The sequence below is a fragment of the Streptomyces sp. NPDC043176 genome, from assembly GCF_056436715.1.
In genome coordinates this window covers 113,081-132,589 of record NZ_JBWKCA010000022.1, presented here as the reverse complement: position 1 = coordinate 132,589, position 19,509 = coordinate 113,081, and the positions used below count along the sequence as shown (strand labels likewise).

Sequence of the window (19,509 nt, the reverse complement as noted above, 5' to 3'; positions counted from 1 at the left end):
AGAACGGAGAGCAGGACCATGGGGGAGCAACGGGGGATGATCGAAAGGGAAGCAGCCCTTTCGACGTTAAGGGGACTCTTCGCCGATTCTCAGGGGGGCAAAGGCCAACTGGCCGTCGTGCAAGGCCCGCTGGGAAGTGGAAAGAGCGAGCTGATGTGCGGCTTCCTGGAGACCGTCGAGGACAGCCCGGCGCTCGTGCTGAGTGCCACGGCGTCCCGATGGGAGAGCACCCTGCCTTTCGGGGTGCTCTCCCAGCTCTTCCAGAACAGTCGGATCCCGCACTCCGTCCGAGCCGATCTGAACCAGATGTTCATCGCCCTGACAGAGCGGGAGCAGAGCCTGGATCCGGAGTCGGCCGATCTCTTCCCGGTCGACATGTTCGCGGATCTCCACAAGACCCTGCTGGTCCTGACCGATCTGGCGGAGCGCGATCCGCTGGTGATCGGCATCGACAACCTGCACTACATCGATGGGCCGTCCCTGCGCTGGCTCGCCTATGTCCTGCCCCGGCTGCGCTTCGCCCGCGTGCTGGTGGTCCTGACCGATGACGACGCGCGCGGTCCGGCCGACTCCTTCCTGCGGTCCGAACTGTTCCAGCAGTCGAACGTCCATCGGATTCCGGTGGGCCCGCTGACACCGGAGGGCGTGACGCGCCTGATAGCCAGGGATCTCGGCGATGGAGCGGCGTCCCGGCTCGGCGACGAATTCGCGGCGGTGAGCGGCGGCAACCTGTTGGTGCTGAGGCACCTGATCCGGGACGCGCGCACCGGGGGCGAGGAGTACGGCCAGGGGTACAGCGCCGCCCTCCGCAGCTGCCTGAACCACTGCGCCCCGGTGGCGCTCACGGTCGTGCGTGCCCTCGCGGTGCTCGGCAGCGGCGCTTCGCCGGCCGAGCTGGCGCGGCTGGCGGACGCCGAGGAGTGGGAAGTCAATCGCTCGCTCCGCTCGCTGAACGATGCGGGACTGCTCGCCGGCACCGCGTTCAGGCATCCGGCGGCGGCGGTCGACGTGCTGGACGCCATGTCGGCGACAGAGCGCTCCGAGCTCCATACGCGGGCGGCCGTTCTCCTGCGCAGCGTGGGCGCGCCGACGGTCGCCATCGCCGAACAACTGAGCAACGCTGACTGCGCCGCCCAGCCCTGGGCCGTGGACGTGCTGCTGGCCGCCGCACGCGAGTCACTGACGGCCAACCGGGTCCAGACCGCGGCCGGCTATCTGCGCCTCGCCGAGCGGACCGCCGCCGGCTCCCCGGCCGCAGCCGCGATCCGGGTGCAGCTCAGCCGGATCGGCTGGCAGCTGGATCCGGCCTCGGCGTCCCGGAGCCTCCCCGCGGTGATCGCGGACGCCTCGGCGGGACAGTTGGCACCGTGCGACGTGCTCGAGCTGATCTGGGAGCTCTCCTGGTACGGCGAGGTCGGCGCGGTGGCGGACGCGTTGGACGGACTGCGCTGCCGAGGGCAGGAACCGCACGGCGTCGGCGCGGAGGACGCGCAGGGGGTCCTTTCCTGGCTGGCCTGTCTCTACCCGTCGTACGCTTCCGCGCGCAGGCCCGTGGCCACCGGACCCGGTGAGAACAGCGGAGCGTGCCGGCTGGCCCCCTGGCTGACGGCGGGTTCGCTGGCCGGCGGTTTCCTCCGAGGCCGCTCCGAGGACGTCGCCGCCCAGGCCGAGCAGGCCCTGGAGAACCTGATACTCGAGAATGACTCCTTGTGGAGCGGAGAGGTGGCCCTGCTCGCCCTGCTCGTCCTGGTGTACACCGACCGGCTCGACTCCGCGGCCGCCCACTGCGACCGTCTGCTGGCAGAAGCCGGCGTCCGCTACGCGCCGGCCTGGCAGGCGGTGTTCACCGCGGTGCGGGCCGAGACGGCGCTGCGCCAGGGGAACCTGAAGCAAGCCGCCCGCGAGGCCCAGGCCGCCCTCGACATCGTCCCGGCCCAGGGATGGGGAGTCGCGCTGGGACTTCCGCTCGGCTGCCTGATCCTCGCGCACGTGCGCATGGGTCGACTGGACGTGGCCGCGAAGTACGTCGCACAGGGCTTCCCGAGCACCATGCTGCAGAGCCGCTACGGGCTGCACTACCTCTACGCCCGTGGGCACTACCGGCTGGCGAGCGGCCATGCCCAGTCGGCGCTGGCGGACTTCCTGGCCTGCGGCGAGCTGATGGACTGCTGGGAGATCTACGGGACCGGGCCCGTACCGTGGCGGACGAGCGCCGCCGAGGCCTGGATCAAGCTCGGCGACCAGGACCAGGCGAAGCACCTGGTGCGGGACCAGCTCAGCAGGCTCTCCCCGGGCAGCGCCCGCGTCCGCGGGCGCTCCCTGCGGCTGCTGGCGGCCGCCAGCAGCACGCCGCAGCGCCCGCAGCTCCTCGAAGAAGCGGTGGACCTGCTCCACGATTGCGGGGACAAGTTCGAGCTGGCCCTCGCCTTGATCGATCTGAGCCATGCCTTCCAGAAGGCCGGTGACCTGCGGGGCGCCAGGCGTCTGGCGCGCAGGGCGTGGCACGCGGCGAAGGCCATCGGCGCGGAGTCGCTCTGCGCGCGGGTCGCCCCCGAATACCGGGAGAAGCACCCCGCGACCGTGCCGAAGAAGAACCCGAAGGCGCTGTCCGCCCTCTCCAAGCAGGAGCGACGCGTGGCCATGCTGGCCTCGGAGGGCTACACCAACCAGGAGATCGCCGATCAGCTCTTCATCACGAAGAGCACGGTGGAGCAGCACCTCACCCGGGTGTTCCGAAAGCTCAACGTGCAGCGCCGCCAGGAACTGAGCCAGTCCGCGTGAGCCGCACCGCCGAGGGGAGCGGGCCAACGGAGGCCGCCCACAGGGGAATCGGCCGGTCCTGTAGGGTGATCTCCCGCGGCCGTTCTCGGCGCCGTGACAGTCGTCCCAGGCCCGGTCGCACCTGTGACCTTCCAGCCCCCTGAGGCGAGGCAGATGACGTTCAAGCTCACCGTGGCCGACGAGGTTCACGCCCTCGCGCCCACGTTCACGCATGTCGCGATCGAGGCGTACGGCCTTGTGAACGGTCCTAGCAGCGAGGAGAGTTCGGCCCTCCTCGACGAGGCCGCTCGCCGTCTGGCCGTACGCCTGGACGGACGTGCCCCGCACGAGGACCCGCACATGGCCTCCTGGCGGGAGACGTACACCGCCTTCGGTTCCAAGCCCTCGCGCACCCGCAACTCGGCGGAAGCGCTGGCCAAGCGAGCGCTGTCCCCCGCCGGTCTGCCCCGGATCAACCTGCTGGTGGACCTCTACAACGCCATCAGCGTGGCCCACTTGATCCCGGTGGGCGGCGAGGACCTCGACCGCATCGAGGGCGGCATGCGGCTGGTACGCGCCGAGGGAGACGAGGACTTCGCCACCGTGGCCGGCGGTGAGGAGGCCGTTGAGCACCCCGACGCGGGCGAGGTGGTGTGGCGCGACGACGTCGGCGTCACCTGCCGCCGCTGGAACTGGCGTCAGGGTCCGCGCACGCGCCTCACCGAGGAGACGACGTCCGGTCTCTTCCTGCTGGAGAGCCTGGCACCGATGCCGGTGGCCGAACTGGATGCGGCCGCTGCCGAACTGGCCGAAGCACTGGCGAAGTTCAGCCCTTCCGCCCGCATCGAGGTGCACCCCCCGGTGTCCGGCTAGGCCGGCGGGAAGCAGCGGGAACCAGTCGCTGTCCCGGCCGGCCGTGCGGCCGGCCGGGACAGCACCGGGCGGGTCAGACGAGCTGGACGGTCTGCTCGTACTCGAGGCGCGGCAGCCGCGCCGACCAGGCGTCCTCGGCGGGCTTGCCGATGTTGACCACGAGGATGGAGCGCCAGCGGCCGTCGGGGAAGAACTCCTCGTCCACGGCCTTGGCGTCGAAGCCCTTCATCGGGCCGGCGGCCAGTCCGACCGCCCGGACCGCCAGCAGGAAGTAGGCGGCCTGCAGCGCCGAGTTGAACGACGCGTTCTCTTCACGCAGTTCGGGATTGGCCTCGAAAGCGTCCTTCAGCTGCGGAATGGCCGGGTACAGCGTCGGCAGGTGCTCGGCGAACCGGGTGTCGAGCGCCAGTACCGCGACGACCGGGGCCGAGGCGCTCTTCCCCTGGTTCGGCGGCGCGAGCAGGGGCACCAGCCGCTCCTTCGCCTCCGGGGTGCGGACGTACAGGATCCGCAGCGGGTTGACGTTGCTGGCCGTCGGCGCCCACTTGAAGAGCTCCCAGATCGCACGCAGCCGGTCGTCGTCGACAGGCTCGTCCGTGAACTTGGAAGCGGTGCGTGCCTCGGTGAAGAGCAGCTCCCGGGCCTCGGAGGAGAGGACGTAGGGGGAGGGGAGGCCGGGGGCGACGATGTCGGTCGACATTGCTATCCGTTCTGTGTGTCGGGAGTGGGGGAGCGGAACGTGGACCCGCTGAAGGCCCGGGGCGGCGGAACCGTTTCCCTGGAGCCGGCGAGGTGCCGTCAGTGGGAAGGGTGATCCTGCGCGCCCCGACACCGTGCGTCGTCGAGCCGGAAGAACGCCCGGTAGAGGCCGAGTTGATGGGAGAGCATGGGGGAGCCGGGATGCACGCGGTGACCCCTCTCCGCGGCCACCCGCAGCAGTGCCGTCTCCTTCGGCCGCATGATGATGTCGGCCACGACGGCCCCGGGCGGGAGCCGGGTCACGTCGAAGGGGAGCGGGTCGGCCGGGTTCAGCCCGAGCGGCGTCGCGTTGACCGCCAGGTCCGCGGCCTCCAGCCGGAGTGCGGCCGTGCTCCAGGACACCCGGCCCGGGAAGCGCCGTGCCAGTCGGTCGAAAACGGCGGCCACCCGGCCCTCGTCGCGGTCGCACAGCTCCAGGTGGGCGATGCCTTCGGTGAGCAGCGCGGCAGCCACCGCGCTGCCCGCACCGCCGACCCCGACGAGCACGACCCGCCTGCCCGCGGGATCGATCCCGGCGGCGCGCAGGCCCTGGACGAAGCCGGTGCCGTCGAAGTTCTCGGCGAACCAGCTCCCGTCGGGCTCGCGGCGCAGCGCGTTGGCGCTGCCCGCCAGGGTGACCGCCTCGCTCACCGCGTCCGCGTAGCGGCACACGTCCACCTTGTGTGGAATGGTGACGAGCAGACCGTCGAGATTGCCGATCCGCTGCAACCCGCGGACCACATCGCCGAGATCCCGCGGCGGGACCAGAACGGGGAACAGTACGGCGTCCGAGCCGAGTTCGGCGAAGAGCGGGTTCAGCATCCCGGGGGCCCGCACCTGGGAGACCGGGTGACCGAGGACGGCGTAGAGCCGCGTCGACCCCCCGATGACCGGCATCGGCGCCGACGACTGAACCGTCACTCCGTCTCCCCCGCCCTAGGCGTGACCATCGGCATGAAATCGTAGCCGAGTTGATCGAACGAATACAGAACTGACCGTAGTTGACGCGACGTCAGGCAAGCGGCCGGGTGGACGGAGGCGTCGGACGCCGAGGCGTACGCGGCGATCGGCCAGGGGGAACCGGCGGGGCCGGCGGGCATGGCCATGCTGTTCCCTTTCTCGGTGGTCACCCGGTGTGCCTCCGTCCGCCGTCGGACATGCCGGGCGGAGGCGCAGGGAGGACCCCTCACCGCAGGTTCTTCGGAGTGGTGTCCTTCAGAGGCTCGGCCACCGGCGTCCGCAGGCGGTCGCCCGCGAAGGCGCTCGCCGCGCCGACCACGGCGGCCACCGGGGCGAGGGCCAGCGCCCCCGTGGGGCCCCAGAGGTCCAGCAGCACACCGCCGGCACCGGCACCGGCGGCGGAGCCGAGCTGGAGGGCGGTGCCGGCCCATGCCTGGGTCTCGGCGGCCGTGCCCGCGGGCGCGAGGTCGCCCGACCGGCCGTACACGGCGACGAAGGACGGGCCGAAGGAGAAGCCGGTCAGCAGGCAGAGCGGTCCGGCGACCAGCCAGCCCGCCTCGTTGCCGAAGACGAGCGCGGTGGAGAAGACGGCCAGGACCGTCAGCAGAACGGGCAGCCGGGTCGCCCGTTGGGCCAGTGCCGGAGTCATCGCGCCGATCAGCAGCCCGCCCACGATGCTGCCGGTGGCCAGCACGCTCAGGAGCAGTCCGCTCAGCACCTGCGAGTCCTCGCCGCCGTCGGGCGTCGCGAGCGCGATCTCCAGCACGCTCACGGACGTGGCGAAACACAGGGCCGCGCCGAGCAGGAGGACCAGACGCGGGCTGGCGAGCGGCCCGGCCCAGTGGCGGTCGCCCTGCCGCGCCGAGGACTTGTCGTCGCCGATGTCCTTCGGCAGCAGCAGCATGGCCACCGCGGTGAAGAACAGGACGGCCGCCAGACCGGCCCAGGGGGCGAGGGTGGCGCAGGCGAGCGCGGCCAGGGTCGGGCCGAGGATGAAGCCGGCGTCGGCCAGGACCGCGTCGAAGGCCAGGGCCGTGGGGCGGCTTGCCTCCGTGGTGACCGACCGCCACATCACACGGGTGACCACTCCGACGGGGGGAGCGGCGAGGTTGCCCAGCAAGGCCGAGGCGACCGTGACCCAGAACGGCCCCCCCATGTGCTCGTTGAGCAGCAGTCCCCCCACCAGGACCGTGTGGACGACCATGATCGTCCACAGCACCGGGCCGTAGGGGTAGCGGTCGAGGAGGCGCCCCCGCAGCGGGGTGGACAGCCCTCCGAGGGCCGACACGGCCACGACGAACGCGCCGGCGCTGTACGAGCGCTGGTCGGCGACCGCGTACAGGGTGCCCAGGGCGAACATGCCGGCCTGGAGCTTGCCGAAGGCGGCGGCGAGTGCGTAGGTGAGGATTCCCGGCTCGGAGAAGAGCGCCCGGTATCCGTAGGAGCGTGTCCCGCTCATCGCGGGACCGGCCGCCCGCGGTCGGCGCCGGCCGGGGTGACGGTCACGTCGATGAGGCCCACGGCCGCCCGTGCCCGCGCGAGCGCGGCGTCGGGGCCGGCGGCGACGGTGATGACAGCCCCGCTGCGGTCGTCGGAGCTGCACAGAGGGCGGATCGTGTCACCCGGTTCGAGGACCGTGTACCCCTCCGTCACCCCTTCGTGGCGGAGCGCCTCGTCGAGACCGGAGACGGCTGTGACGGTGCCCTCGGGCGGGGTGAGGAACCAGGTGGCCGAGGCCCTCGTCCCTGGTGCGGGGCGTGGGTCGACGGACTTGCCCGCGAGCCAGTCGAAGGTCAGCTGCTGGAGGTCGACACCCGTGGCCAGTCGTACGAGTTCGACGATGCCGTCGCCGCCCGGGCGACTGTGGGTCTCGATGATCCTCGGTCCGGCGTCCGTGAGGACGACCTCGGTGTGGGCGACGCCCTCGTTCAGACCGACGGCGTCGAGCAGGGCACCGACCTCGGCGGCCATGGCGGCGTGGTCCGCCGCGCCGACCCGGGCCGGGACCAGATGGCCGATCTCGACGAAGTTGTCGCCCTTGAACTTCTCGGTGACGGCCACCACGTGGTGGCTGCCGTCCGTGCTGAAGGTCTCCACGCTGAACTCGGGTCCCGAGAGGTACTCTTCGGCGATCCAGCGGGCCCCCGGCGCGGCCGGCCTCGTCACGGACCGGGCCGCGGCCTCGAGCGCGCCGGCGTCGGACACGAGGACGACGCCCCGGCTCGCCGAGCCGTCGACCGGCTTCAGGATGAAGGGGTAGCCGTGCCGGCCCGCGAAGGACCGCAGGTCCTCGGCGTCGCGGACGGCACCGTGGGCCACCGGGACGCAGGCGGAGCGCAGGGCTGCCGTGCGCATCCTGTGCTTGTCGTTCATCGTCCGTACGGTGTCGACGCTGTTGGCCGGCAGACCGAATTCCGCGTTGAGGAGCGCGGCGGCCTCCAGGTACCGGTCGACCATGGCGACAACCACACCGAACGGCTCCTTGCCGTGCAACTCCCGTGCGGCCCCGGCCATGTTCTCCGGTGTGGGGTCATCGAGCAGCAGGCACGCGTCGGCGGTGTCGACGATGACACGCGGTGTCCCCGCGGCGGTTCCGAGGTAAGTCAGGGAAAGTCCGGCCGCCTTGGCGGCCCTGACCGGTTCGGGGCGGGTGCCGCCGAGGAGGAGGACGGAGCCGACCGGACGACGACGGGTGTACAGCAAGGAGCCACCTCACAGAGTGCGAAGGACGAGCGGCGTGGGCGTGCGAGATCACCGCGGGCCGTTCCCCTCGCACGGCGGCATGTGCCGTGGGAGGGGAACGGTGCGGCGAGGACGCGGATCAGCCCCAGCCGAGATCTGGCCCCGGTACGTCGTCCGGGCAGGCGGTGCCGCACGAGGCGGACCTCGCCCGCGTATCGGCCTGCGTCCACCGATCGGCGGCGTCGATGGCCGGCCCTGCCAGGCAGAGCAGCGTCGCCGCCACTAAGGAGCTCTTCAGGATCCCGTTGACAAGTTTCATGCTCGGTCGTTCCCCCGTGCGTGCCCGCGTTTCTGTGCGCATGTTCATTGACCACCCTTTGTGATCACGCAGGGGGTGTCCATAGCCGACGGGGGCGGATCTTCGTTGGCGGGAACCCGGTAGGGGTGCAAGAGGTGCATATGGGGACTCTGGTGGCGGGGCGGCCTGTGGGTCGTGCTCGACGGTCCGACGCGTGCCGACCGCTTCCAGGCGCCCCCGAGCAGCGCTGCCGCGTCCTCGCGGTCCCGCCCGCCGGCGGCGTGGCCGCCGCCCGAAGCGGCAGGGCTTCTCCCGTACCGGATGCCACAGGCACGGCGCGTCCCCCACCACTGGACCGCTTACAGCAGCAACGCCCCGGAAGCCGAACCGTTCCAGGCCGCCACGGGCCGGAAGAAATGGCCTTTGACAAGCTCACACGCACATGCGAAGTTCGGTAGTCGCCGGTCTAGACCCCCCGCTGACCAGCGTAGGTTTGCTCATGTGACAAGGGGTTGTGCATGGCGCGTAGGGGGACGCGAAGCACCACGAGGGGCGCGGGGGTCGATATGGAGATGCATCTGTCCACGGACATGCGGCGTGCGTACGCCCTGGCCGTGCGTCGCCGCGCGGTGACTGCCGAGGGCGTGGGTGAGGAACTCGGTCTGGACGAGGCGGAGGCGGACCGGGTCATCGCGGGGCTGGTGGAGCTGCGGCTGCTCCAACAGGAGTCGGAAGGCGGCCTGTTCGCCGCCGTGGCGCCCGACTCGGCCCAGTTGCGCCTCCTCGGGCCGCTGGTGCGCGAGATCTCCGTCATGCAGGAGAAGGCGGACCGGATACGCGCCGATCTCGGGTCACTGCTGCCGGTCTACTGGGACGAGGCGGAGTCGGCCGCCGGGCAGATCGAGGTGGTCCGTGAGTTGGACGTGGTGCTGACCCTCATCGAGGACTTCAGCGCACGGGCCACGACGGAGGTGCTCACCTCCCAGCCGGGCGGCGGCCGGCCGGTGGATCAGCTGGAGAACGCCCTGACGTTCGCCCAGGAGCTGCTGGAGCGCGGTGTCCGCATGCGCACGCTGTACCAGCACACCGCGCAGTTCCACCAGGGCACGGCCGCCTACGTCGAGCATGTGGCGCCGCTCGGCGGGGAGGTCCGCACCACGGCCAACGGCTTCCCCCGCATGCTCGTCTTCGACCGGCGGGTGGCCGTCCTCACGCTGAAGGGGCACCCTCAGGGAGCCCTCGTCCTGCGCAACGAGAACGTCATCGACGTGCTGGTGGACACCTTCGAGCGGACCTGGGTCGGAGCCCGCCCCTTCCCCCTGAGCTACAGCAAGGGCCAGATCGTGCACGTCTCCTCCGAGGTCAAGGACGCCATCATGCGCCTCCTGGTGACCGGGGAGAGCGACAAGAAGATCGCGGCGCGGGTGGGGCTCTCCCTGAGGACCTGCCAACGGCACATCGCCGACCTGATGCAGGAAATAGGAGCACGTAACCGGCTCCATGCCGGGTATCTGCTGCATGAACAGCTGATGAAGGGGGACGCCGACGCCCTCGAGTGAAGCATCGGCTATCTTGCTAATGTCCGATTTCTCCCCCCCTCGTTTTCCTGCCGACGCGTTTTCGATCCTTGATCGCTGTAGACGTGGCGCGACTCTCGGGTGAGAGTGGAGAGAGCTTGATCGAACTTGGACCAAGGCTTATTGCGAGAACATCGAACGGGGATTCTGCAATGCCACGACTTGGTGAGCCTCAGGGGGATGCGGCGGAAGCCGGATCGAGTGACCGATTAACTCGCCAGTGTCTTCTTCTGGTGGGCAGCGGCGGACAGTTATGGCGTGAGTACATTCTGAAGTCGGTCGCCGACTCCTATGACCTCTGGCTGTTCGCGCCCAAGGAGCCCACTTGGGAATCCCGGTATCTCCGGGGTCACACGATCGTCGACACGCTCGACGCGTCCGAGGCGGTGGAATCCGCCGTACGGCTCGCCCGGAACGTACAGATAGCCGGCGTTCTCTGCTACGACGAGATCCGCGTGCCGATCGCGGCCGTGATGGCCGACGAGCTGAAGCTGCCGGGCGCGAACGTCGAAGGCGTACGCGCCTGCCGGGACAAGTACCTCGGACGCCAGGCCCTGGCGGCCGCGGGTGTGGATCAGCCCGTCTCCCACGCCGTCGCTTCGCTGGAGGAGGCGCGGGAGGTGGCGCGGGCGACCGGATACCCGGTCGTGCTGAAGCCGCGTGCTCTCGCGGCCAGCGTCGGGGTCGTGCGGGCGGACGGGCCCGAGGCCCTGGAATCCGCCTACTCCGAGGCGGCGGAGGCGTACTTCGACGAGATTCCGCGCGACCGGGCATGGGTCCTCGTGGAGGAATACCTGGACGGGCCCGAGGTCAGCGTCGAGAGCGTGTGCCGCAACGGGCGCGTGACCCCGATGTTCGTGGCCCGCAAGGCCCTTGGCTTCGCCCCGCACTTCGAGGAGGTCGGCCACACGATCAGCGCGGACGACCCGCTGCTGCACGACCCGGCGGTGCGGCGCGTCCTCCAGGAAGCGCACACGGCGCTCGGCCTCGACACACTGGTGACCCACACCGAGCTGCGTCTGACGAGGACCGGCCCGCGTCTGGTGGAGGTCAACGCCCGCCTCGGTGGCGACCTCATCCCCTATGTGGCCGGCCTGGCCACGGGTGTCGACTACGGCATGGTGGCCGCCGCCCTCGCCGCGGGCGCCGAGCCCGACGTGACACCGAGACGCACCGCGTCGGCCCACGTCCAGTTCCTGTACCCCGAGCACGATCTCGACGTCACCTCGCTGACGGTCGAGGAAGAGCTGCCGGCGGGGGTCCACGAGGTGGGGCTCATGGTGGAGCCGGGCCGCCGCCTTCGGCTGCCGCCCCGCGACCACGTGGGCGGACGGTACGCGTACGTGGTCACGACCGGTACCTCTCCGGAGGAGTGCGCCGAGGCGCTGCGTGCCGCGACGCCGCTCGTCCGTCTGACCGGCACCCCGGTGGAGTAGGTCGCCCGACCCCTCCCCGGGAGCGGGACGGCCCCTCGACGGGAGGGCGCCGGCGCCGCTGCCCGGCCTCCTCCGCCCCCCGTTCCCCTCTCTCTCCCTTTCCTTCTCCCGGCGGTCCCCGACCGCCCGTCACCGTGCCGTGCGCAGACCGTACGCCGGTGGCCGAGGAGCACTGCCGTGCGCCCGCGTCCGGCCCCCACCACCATTCCGTTTGCAGGAAGGCGTCACCGTGACACGTGTGATCGCGATCGTTTCCGGCGGGCTCGACTCCGTCGTGCTCGCCCATCATCTCCACGCCGAAGGGCATGAAGTACATCTGCTCTCCATCGACTACGGTCAGCGGCACCGCAAGGAACACGACTACGCCCGGATAGCGGCCGACCGCATCGGCGCCGAGCACGAGATCGTCGATCTGTCGAACGTCGCTTCCACGCTTCCCGGATACTCCCTGACGGATTCCCAGGTCGATGTTCCGGATCAGCACTACACGGCGCCCGGAAGTGTTAACGTCGTTCCGAATCGCAATGTGATTCTGTTGTCCGTAGCCTATGGAAAGGCCGCCGCCGTCAAGGCGGATCAGGTCGCCATCGGGGCTCTGGCGGGCGACGCTTCGACCGCACCCGACTGTTCGGCCGAATTCATCGCCTCTTTCAACGCGATGGAGAAGGTGGCGTGTGCCGGATACGCGCCGGCGCACCTGGAGGTCGTGGCCCCCTTCATCGATCTCCACAAGCACGACGTCATTCGTCTCGGCGAAAAGCTGGGCGTCGACTGGACCGAGACCTGGAGCTGCTTCAAGGGCACTGAGGTGCACTGCGGAACATGCGCCGCGTGCGTCGATCGGATCCAGGCGTTCGAGCGCGCCGAGACGACTGACCCTACGGTTTACTTCAAGGAGTAGGTTGATGCTGCACATCACGAAGGAATTCCACTTCTCGGCGAGTCATCGGCTGGATCACCTGCCCTCGGACCACCAGTGCGCCCGGCTGCACGGGCACAACTACATCATCGAGCTGAGGCTCTCCGCGGCCCCGGACAAGCTGACCGAGCCCGGCTTCGTGCGGGACTACGGCGACCTGGCCGACTTCAAGAAGTGGCTCGACCACACGCTGGACCACCGGCACCTCAACGACATCATCGAGGACCGGAACCCGTCCGCCGAGAACATGGCCATGTGGATCCATGAGCAGTGGACGGAGCGCTATCCCGAGCTCACCGCCGTCCGTGTCTCGGAGACCGACAAGACCTGGGCCGAGTACCGGCCGTGAGCATCGTCGTCAACGAGATCTTCGGCCCCACGGTCCAGGGTGAGGGGCCGTCCGCCGGCCGTCAGTGCGCCTTCCTGCGGCTGGGCGGGTGCAACCTGTCCTGCCACTGGTGCGACACCCCGTACACCTGGGACTGGAAGGGGACGAGCGACGAGAAGACCGCGTTCGACCCCCGCAAGGAACTGCACAACAGGGACGCCGACGAAGTAGTCAAAGAACTCCTCGCGCTAGGGACCGAACTCGTCGTCATCAGCGGCGGCGAGCCGTTGAGCCAGCAGCGCCGGCTGCGCCCCGTACTGAAGGGGCTGCTCGAGGCGGGCGTCACCGTGGAGTTCGAGACGAACGGGACCGTCGTCCCGGACGACGAGATCATCACACCGGGAGTGCGCTTCAACGTCTCCCCGAAGCTTTCCCACGCCGGGGACCCCGCGTCCAAGCGGATCGTGCCCGCTGCCCTGCGCAAGCTGGCGCAGACCCCCGACGTGGCGTTCAAGTTCGTCTGCCGCACCACGGACGACCTCGAAGAGGTAGGCGCTCTGCAGGCGGACTTCGGCATCGCTCCGATCTGGATCATGCCTGAGGGCAAGAACGTGGCACACATCAGTCAGCACTTGAGTTCCCTCGCGGACGAGGTCGTGCGGCGTGGCTGGAATCTCTCCACCCGCCTGCACGTCCTGGCCTGGGGCGACAAGAGAGGAATCTGAATGAGCATCGACATCGACACTTCCGCCATCACCATCCTGGAACAGGACGAGGTGCAGGGAGGCGACCCGCTCGAGTCCATAGCCCGGCGTCTCCTGATCGAGATCGGGGAGGACCCGGACCGCGAGGGCCTGCGCGACACCCCTCGGCGCTACGCGCGTTGGTGGCGCGAGTTCGTCGACTACGACGCCGGAAACCTCGACACCGTCTTCAGCAGTGTCGCCAGCAACCAGACCGTCATGGTCTCCGGCATGCGCGTCTGGTCACTCTGCGAGCACCACCTCCTGCCCTTCAACTGCGACCTGCAGGTGGCCTACCGAGCGCACGACAGCCTCCTCGGGCTGTCGAAGTTCGCCCGGATCGCCCACAAGCACGCTCACAAGCTCCAGGTGCAGGAACGTCTCGTCGCCGACATCGCGGCCGAGATCGAGGAGATCACCAAGTCGCCCGACGTGGCCGTCATCGGCCGCGGAGAGCACCTGTGCATGACGATGCGCGGCATCAAGACGGGGGCTCAGATGACTTCCGCCGTCTTCCGGGGCGTCTTCCGCGAGAACAGCTTCGAGCGGACCGAACTGCTCAGCCTGATGAACGGTTCCTGAGTCGTGCACCGCTGACGACCTGCCCTGTGGCCGTTCATCGTTGTCGGAGAGGCGCTGATGCCTGTGTCCGAGAAGGACCAACTCACGGGCAGGCCCTATGCGAAGGGGTACACCGCCCCTTCGCGGCTTCGCCCGGACATCAAGGACGCGCACAGAACGCGTCTTTGGGTCACTGCTTCCTGCGCACTGTTAGACCACCTCGTCGCCGGCCTGATGGCAGCCGGCGCGGCCTGGCTTCTCGTGAACCACACGCTCGCCTCGATCGTCCCGGCGCTGCTCGCCGGGGTGGTCATCGCCCGCCAGCTGCGGGCTCTGGAGAACCTCGTTCATGAAGCCTCCCACTACAACTGGAGCAGGCACCGGCGGCGCCTGAACGACGCCCTGGGCTATCTGCTCGCCGCCGCCCCCACCGGGAGCCGGATCAGCGCGTACCGGACCAGCCACCTGCTCCACCACGGCCGGTTCGGTACGGCCGAGGATCCCGACAGATACCGTTACGCCGAACTCGACCTGGAGGCACTGTCCCGCACCTCGGTGAGGGTCTTCGCCGTCGGCGTGTGCACTCGGCTGCTGCGCTACCAGTCGGGCTGGCTGCGGGAGCTGCGTACCAACGCCCTCGCTCCGCTCGTGACACTGCTGTGGAGCGTCGTGTGCGTGGGGGCGCCCACCGCCCTTCTGCTGGGCCCGCGCACCGGCGCCGTCGCATCCGCGGTCTGGCTCTTCGCGCACTTCGTGCTGCTGCCGCCCCTGCGACTGGTCGCGGAGGCGGACGAGCACGTGTATTCCGACGCCCGCACGGTGTTCGACGCGACAGTGTCGAACACCGGGCGTCTCCAGCGCTGGTTCTTCCACCCGCACGCGGACGGCTATCACACGGTTCACCACATGTGGCCCGGCATCCCGCACCACTCGCTGTCCCGCATCCACCACCTCCTCCTGTCCGAGGACGAGGAGTTCGCCCGACGGGTCAGGACACGGGACAGGGTCCTGACAGCGCCCGGAGACGTGTCTCCGGGCGGACCGGCCCGCGAAGCCGCCACGCCCCGCGAGCCCACGTCACTGCCCCCGTCCCCCAAGATCAAGAGTTCTCTGTGAGCCAAGGAGCAGACGTGGCACTCGCCGTACGGGAAAAGCATGTGGCACAGCCCGCCCTCCGGCTCACGCGGGACGAGGCGGGGGCCCTGTGGGAGCTGTCGAAGAAAGCGGTCGGACTTCTCGACCGTTCGCGCCCCTGCGATCTGTCGGAGTTCCTCCCCGACTTTCCCGCTCAACTGCGTGACGCGCTCGTGGACTTCCGCGAGGGTACGTCGAGCAGCGGATACCTGCTCGTCAGGGGAGTGGCCACGGGCGACATCCCCGACACGCCACTCGCCTACGGGACGCAGGCGCTCGTCGGGCACGCCAGCAACGGCACGCTCGCCCTGGTGGGGGACGTACTGGGCAGTCTCATCGGCTACGCCGACGAGAAGAACGGCGACCTCCTGCACGACGTGCACCCGGTGCGCGGGGAGGAGCATCGGATGGAGAACAGCGGCTCCGTCGCCTTCGACTTCCACACCGAGAACGTCCACCACCCCCTGCGGCCGGATTTCCTGGGGCTGCTGAGCCTGCGGCAGGGGCACGAAACCACGGCCACCCGCGTCGCCTCCATCAGGCACGCCGTCGCCCACCTGTCCAAGGCCGAGAACGACGTGCTGCGACGGCTGCGGTTCCGGAGCCTGTTCCCGACCTCGTTCACCCGGGGCTTGACCGGTGAGCGGCCCGCAACGGCGGAGCACCGGGTCCTCTTCGGCGATCCCGGCTACGAGTTCCTCCGTTTCGACTCGTTCAACACCAAGCCGGCCGGCTTCGAGGCGGAGCAAGCCCTGGAGGCCCTGGCCGAGGCCCTGGAGGCCGTCTGCGTCGAGGTCGTCCTGGAGCCCGGTGACCTGCTGCTCGTCAACAACCACATCGCGGCTCATGGACGGTCCGCCTTCACTCCCCGCTACGACGGGCGCGACCGGTGGCTGCGGCGCTTCTACTCCCACCGTGCGGTGCCGGGCTGGGCGCGCTTGATGATGCCGAGCGAGCGGGTCCTGCCCGCGACGGGGGACATCCAGGGCATCTTCTGACCCACCATCCGTCCACCACCGCCGACGGGCGCCCACCCGCCGCGCCTTCCCCTGCCTCACAGGAGTTCGCCCCACTCATGTCTGTCAATGAATCACCAGCCGTTCTGCTTCTGGACCCGGTCCGTACCGGTGCCCATTACAAGACCGAGGCACACCGGCGCGGCTTCTCGACGATCTCCGTGTACACGGTCGCCCAGGAGGTGATAGCGGAGAACTGGCCTGATCACGCGGACGGCGACGACTTCACCGTCTACTCCGCCGACGCCGACGAGATCCTCGCCCGGATCGACTCGCTCGGTGTGCAGCTCATCGGTGTGGTCCCGGCCATGGACTCGGCGGTGCACCTGGCCGACACACTGGCGGACCGGCTGTCGCTGCCCGGCAACGGCCTCGCCAAGGCGGCCGCGCGCCGGAACAAGGCGGACATGCGCCGGGTCGCGGTTGAAGCCGGTCTGCGCATCCCGCGGTTCGTTCTCGTGGACAGCACCGCCAAGATCGCCGCGGCCGCCTCGGAGATCGGCTTCCCGGCCATCGCCAAGCACACCACCGGGGCCGGTTCGTACGGCACCTACCTGCTGAGCAACCCCGAGGACGCGGCCCGGACGTCCACGATGCACGCGAAGAACCAGTTCGGCTGGCAGGTCGACGAGTGGCTCGTCGAGCAGTACATTCGCGGCCGCGAGCTGGCGGTGAACTGCTTCAGCCACAACGGTGAGCACCGCATCGTCGACATCTGGGAGTACCGGCAGCCCGACGACAGCGACTACGACTTCCCGTACTGGGAATCGGCCAAGCTGCCCGAGGACGATCCGGACTACCAGGCAGCCGCCGACTACGTACGCGCAGCCCTCACGGCGTTCGAGGTGCGGCTTGGCCCCAGCCACACCGAGGTGAAGGTCGGCCCCGACGGCGTGCATCTCATGGAGGTCGGCGCGCGGCTCCCCGGAGGCCCGATGACGGACCAGTGGCTCGCACACACCGACCTGAACCCCTTCGAGCAGGCACTCGACTGTTACCTCGGTGTCCGGCCCGCCTGCCTGGAGGCGCCCGTCCACTTCCGGCAGTCCTGCGGTGCCAGCGCCATCCGCAACGATGGTCCGGCCGGCACCCTCCGGGAGATCCGTGGCCTCGACGAGGTCCGGAAGATGCCGGGTGTCGACAAGGTGCTGTCGATCTACGAGCCGGGCGACCACGTACCGGTCACCGACAACACCCTCAACATTCCGATCGGAGTCTGGGTGTCCGCTCCGGACTACGCGGGCGTGGTGGACCTGCTCGCCCGCGTCCGGGACACGGTCGAGCTGGTCATCGACGCAGACTGAGAACGAGCGTCACGAGCGGCACCACCCTCTCGTGACACCCGGCCGCCCCGCCGACCGGCCGACACGGGATCGCCTCGTCCACCAAGGGTGGGCGAGGCGATCGGTCGTTCGAGCCGCGTGGGGCCGCGTCCCGTCGTTCACGCGGAACCGACGGTGGGTCTGCGACCGTGGTCGGGTGTCGAAGAGGGGGCGTGGCGGATGACCGGCCGGTCGGCGGGTGTGGTGGTACGGGGATGGCTCGGCGTGCTGGCGGGCCTCGCGGCGACGGGGCTCGCGCTGCTGGGGGTGGCGTTCGCGGGGGAGACGGGGCCGAGAGCGGTCGACTCGCGGGTCCGGGCGGCGCTGGGCGCGAGGGGGGAGCCGTGGTGGGACGTCGCGCACGCCGTGGACTTCCTGGGGGAGCCGGTCGGGGCGACGGTCCTCGTGGCGGCGGCGGTCGTGGGATGTCTGCTGCTGCGGCTGCCCCGGTCGGCGGTGTTCGTCGTGCTGGCCGTGGGGGCGAGCGTGGCGGCGGCGCGGGGTCTGAAGGTCGTGGTGGGGCGGACGATCCACGGGGCGGAGAACCTGTCGTTCCCCAGCGGGCACACCGCGTTCATGACCGCGTTCGCGCTGGTGGTGGCGCTGGTGGTGAGCGGCCGGCTCGGCCTGGGGAGGACGGCCGGCACGTCACTGGTGGTCATCGCGGGGCTGGTCGGCGGCGCGGTCATGGGGTGGGCGCAGGTCACCCTGAGCGCGCACTATCCGACCGATGTGGTGGGCGGCTGGTGCACCGCGATGGCGGTGGTGCCCGCGGTCGGACGGGTGCTCGACAGGGCGTCCGGCGCCCGCAGGTGACGGTACGTCAGGCCCGGCGGCGGAAGACCGGTTTCACCGGGCGGCCGGTGAGCCAGGGGGTGGGGCCGCCGGCGTCGAGGGCCTTGCGGTAGACGGCGCAGGCCTGGGCGACGACGTCGACGGTGTGGTCGATGTCGGCGTCGGTGAGGGCGCTGCTGACGACGAAGGAGGGGGCGAGGACGCCGCCCGCGAGGAGGTGGCGGAGGAAGAGGGTGCGGTACTCCTGCGAGGGCTGCCCGTGCTCGTCGAGGGTGGCGAAGACCAGGTTGCTGGCCCGGCCGCGGACGACGAGGTGGTCGGCGACGCCCAGGGAGGCGGCGGCCTCGCGGACGCCGGCGGCGAGACGGTCGCCGAGGACGTGGAGGCGGGCGGTGACGCCCTCCTCGGTGTAGACGGTCTGGACGGCCATCGCGGCGGCGAGGGAGTGGGTCTCCGCGCCGTGGGTGGTGGAGAGCAGGAAGACCCGGTCGGCGGAGTGGCGCAGGCCGCCGAGTTCCATGAGCTCGCGGCGGCCGGCGAGGGCGGAGACGGCGAAGCCGTTGCCGAGGGCCTTGCCGAAGGTCGAGAGGTCGGGGACGACGCCGTACAGGCCCTGGGCGCCCGCCTCGGACCAGCGGAAGCCGGTGATCATCTCGTCGAAGACCAGGACGCAGCCGTGCCGGTCGGCGAGCGCGCGCAGGCCGGCGAGGTAGCCGGGCGGGGGCTCGGTGTGGGTGGCCGGTTCGAGGATGAGACAGGCGACCTCGTCCGCGTACCGGGTGAGGAGTTCCTCGGTGGCGGCGAGGTCTCCGTACGGGAAGGTCAGTGTGAGGCCGTCGGTCTCCTCGGGGATGCCGGCGGACATCGGGGTGGTGCCGATGAACCAGTCGTCGGTGGAGAAGAAGGGGTGGTCGGCGCAGAGGGCCACGCGGGAGCGGCCGGTGGCGGCGCGGGCGAGGCGGACGGCGGCGGTGGTGGCGTCGGAGCCGTTCTTCGCGAACTTCACCATGTCGGCGGTCGGCACGGTGGCGAGGAAGCGCTCGGCGGCCTCGACCTCGAGGACGGACGGCCGGACGAAGTTGCTGCCCCGGTCAAGTTCCCGGCGCACCGCCTCGATCACCCGGGGGTGGGCGTGGCCGAGGCTGACCGAGCGCAGGCCGGAGCCGTACTCGACGTAGCGGTTGCCGTCGAGGTCCCAGACGTGGGCGCCCCGGCCGTGGCTGATGACCGGTGCCAGGTGCTCGGGGTACTGGTCGTCGCCCTTGGCGTAGGTGTGGGCGCCGCCGGGGATCAGGGCGTGGAGGCGCTCGTTGGCCTCGCGGGACCGGGGGAGGAGAGCGGCGGGGTCGGTGCCCGCGGTTTCTTCG

Annotated in this window: 17 protein-coding genes; 12 read left to right on the top strand and 5 right to left on the bottom strand. The window is 70.2% G+C overall.

Going from position 1 to position 19,509, the window contains the following annotated elements; genetic code table 11:
• Positions 1-18: 18 nt before the first annotated feature.
• The gene (locus AC067A_RS29680) at positions 19-2,781 is read left to right on the top strand and encodes a helix-turn-helix transcriptional regulator (RefSeq protein WP_479245611.1); all 2,763 of its coding nucleotides are present in this window, start codon (positions 19-21) and stop codon (positions 2,779-2,781) included.
• A gap of 153 nt (positions 2,782-2,934) precedes the next feature.
• Positions 2,935-3,633 (top strand): B3/B4 domain-containing protein, encoded by a 699-nt coding sequence (locus AC067A_RS29675; RefSeq protein WP_479245609.1) that lies wholly within the window; start codon positions 2,935-2,937, stop codon positions 3,631-3,633.
• Positions 3,634-3,706: 73 nt separating this feature from the next.
• On the opposite strand, the gene AC067A_RS29670 is transcribed toward AC067A_RS29675, so the two are convergent.
• The 4 genes from AC067A_RS29670 to AC067A_RS29655 form a co-directional block, all read right to left on the bottom strand.
• A complete protein-coding gene (locus AC067A_RS29670) occupies positions 3,707-4,333 on the bottom strand; it encodes a malonic semialdehyde reductase (protein ID WP_479245607.1) in 627 nt (208 codons plus the stop codon).
• 98 nt (positions 4,334-4,431) lie between these two features.
• The gene (locus tag AC067A_RS29665) at positions 4,432-5,268 is read right to left on the bottom strand and encodes a shikimate dehydrogenase family protein (RefSeq protein ID WP_479245641.1); all 837 of its coding nucleotides are present in this window, start codon (positions 5,266-5,268) and stop codon (positions 4,432-4,434) included.
• A 289-nt stretch (positions 5,269-5,557) separates the two neighbouring features.
• Positions 5,558-6,790, bottom strand: a complete 1,233-nt coding sequence (locus tag AC067A_RS29660) for an MFS transporter (RefSeq protein WP_479245605.1) — start codon at positions 6,788-6,790, stop codon at positions 5,558-5,560.
• Complete coding sequence (locus AC067A_RS29655) at positions 6,787-8,034, bottom strand: ATP-grasp domain-containing protein (RefSeq protein WP_479245603.1); 1,248 nt, start codon at positions 8,032-8,034, stop codon at positions 6,787-6,789. The genes AC067A_RS29660 and AC067A_RS29655 overlap by 4 nt, the downstream gene beginning before the upstream one ends.
• Positions 8,035-8,883: 849 nt before the next feature.
• On the opposite strand from AC067A_RS29655, the gene AC067A_RS29650 reads away from it, so the two are divergent.
• From AC067A_RS29650 to AC067A_RS29605, 10 genes are all read left to right on the top strand, one after another.
• Complete coding sequence (locus AC067A_RS29650; protein WP_479245601.1) at positions 8,884-9,870, top strand: LuxR C-terminal-related transcriptional regulator; 987 nt, start codon at positions 8,884-8,886, stop codon at positions 9,868-9,870.
• Positions 9,871-10,121: 251 nt separating this feature from the next.
• The gene (locus tag AC067A_RS29645) at positions 10,122-11,324 is read left to right on the top strand and encodes an ATP-grasp domain-containing protein (protein ID WP_479245599.1); all 1,203 of its coding nucleotides are present in this window, start codon (positions 10,122-10,124) and stop codon (positions 11,322-11,324) included.
• Positions 11,325-11,562: 238 nt separating this feature from the next.
• Complete coding sequence (gene queC, locus AC067A_RS29640; RefSeq protein ID WP_479245597.1) at positions 11,563-12,225, top strand: 7-cyano-7-deazaguanine synthase QueC; 663 nt, start codon at positions 11,563-11,565, stop codon at positions 12,223-12,225.
• A gap of 4 nt (positions 12,226-12,229) precedes the next feature.
• Entirely contained in the window at positions 12,230-12,592 is a 363-nt protein-coding gene (locus AC067A_RS29635; RefSeq protein WP_479245595.1) for a 6-pyruvoyl trahydropterin synthase family protein, read from the top strand.
• The gene (locus tag AC067A_RS29630) at positions 12,589-13,296 is read left to right on the top strand and encodes a 7-carboxy-7-deazaguanine synthase QueE (protein WP_479245594.1); all 708 of its coding nucleotides are present in this window, start codon (positions 12,589-12,591) and stop codon (positions 13,294-13,296) included. Before AC067A_RS29635 ends, AC067A_RS29630 begins: the two co-directional genes overlap by 4 nt.
• Positions 13,297-13,896, top strand: a complete 600-nt coding sequence (gene folE / locus AC067A_RS29625; protein WP_479245592.1) for a GTP cyclohydrolase I — start codon at positions 13,297-13,299, stop codon at positions 13,894-13,896.
• 213 nt (positions 13,897-14,109) lie between these two features.
• A complete protein-coding gene (locus AC067A_RS29620; protein WP_479245590.1) occupies positions 14,110-14,991 on the top strand; it encodes a fatty acid desaturase family protein in 882 nt (293 codons plus the stop codon).
• A gap of 14 nt (positions 14,992-15,005) precedes the next feature.
• On the top strand, positions 15,006-16,007 hold the full coding sequence (locus AC067A_RS29615; RefSeq protein WP_479245588.1) for a TauD/TfdA family dioxygenase: 1,002 nt from the start codon (positions 15,006-15,008) through the stop codon (positions 16,005-16,007).
• 77 nt (positions 16,008-16,084) lie between these two features.
• Positions 16,085-17,329 (top strand): ATP-grasp domain-containing protein, encoded by a 1,245-nt coding sequence (locus AC067A_RS29610; protein WP_479245587.1) that lies wholly within the window; start codon positions 16,085-16,087, stop codon positions 17,327-17,329.
• A gap of 198 nt (positions 17,330-17,527) precedes the next feature.
• Positions 17,528-18,163: a phosphatase PAP2 family protein gene (locus tag AC067A_RS29605; protein WP_479245585.1), complete on the top strand. Its 636-nt coding sequence runs from the start codon at positions 17,528-17,530 to the stop codon at positions 18,161-18,163.
• 7 nt (positions 18,164-18,170) lie between these two features.
• Here the strand turns inward: AC067A_RS29605 and AC067A_RS29600 are convergent, their stop codons facing one another.
• A complete protein-coding gene (locus AC067A_RS29600) occupies positions 18,171-19,436 on the bottom strand; it encodes a glutamate-1-semialdehyde 2,1-aminomutase (RefSeq protein WP_479245639.1) in 1,266 nt (421 codons plus the stop codon).
• Positions 19,437-19,509: the final 73 nt, after the last annotated feature.

Bases quoted from the DNA above. Each gene is read 5' to 3' on its own strand.
- AC067A_RS29605 (WP_479245585.1), top strand. From the start codon at position 17,528: ATGACCGGCCGGTCGGCGGGTGTGGTGGTACGGGGATGGCTCGGCGTG.
- AC067A_RS29620 (WP_479245590.1), top strand. From the start codon at position 14,110: ATGGCAGCCGGCGCGGCCTGGCTTCTCGTGAACCACACGCTCGCCTCG.
- AC067A_RS29635 (WP_479245595.1), top strand. From the start codon at position 12,230: ATGCTGCACATCACGAAGGAATTCCACTTCTCGGCGAGTCATCGGCTG.
- AC067A_RS29670 (WP_479245607.1), bottom strand. From the start codon at position 4,333: ATGTCGACCGACATCGTCGCCCCCGGCCTCCCCTCCCCCTACGTCCTC.
- AC067A_RS29675 (WP_479245609.1), top strand. From the start codon at position 2,935: ATGACGTTCAAGCTCACCGTGGCCGACGAGGTTCACGCCCTCGCGCCC.
- AC067A_RS29680 (WP_479245611.1), top strand. From the start codon at position 19: ATGGGGGAGCAACGGGGGATGATCGAAAGGGAAGCAGCCCTTTCGACG.
- AC067A_RS29610 (WP_479245587.1), top strand. From the start codon at position 16,085: ATGTCTGTCAATGAATCACCAGCCGTTCTGCTTCTGGACCCGGTCCGT.
- folE (WP_479245592.1), top strand. From the start codon at position 13,297: ATGAGCATCGACATCGACACTTCCGCCATCACCATCCTGGAACAGGAC.
- AC067A_RS29650 (WP_479245601.1), top strand. From the start codon at position 8,884: ATGCATCTGTCCACGGACATGCGGCGTGCGTACGCCCTGGCCGTGCGT.
- AC067A_RS29665 (WP_479245641.1), bottom strand. From the start codon at position 5,268: ATGCCGGTCATCGGGGGGTCGACGCGGCTCTACGCCGTCCTCGGTCAC.
- AC067A_RS29660 (WP_479245605.1), bottom strand. From the start codon at position 6,790: ATGAGCGGGACACGCTCCTACGGATACCGGGCGCTCTTCTCCGAGCCG.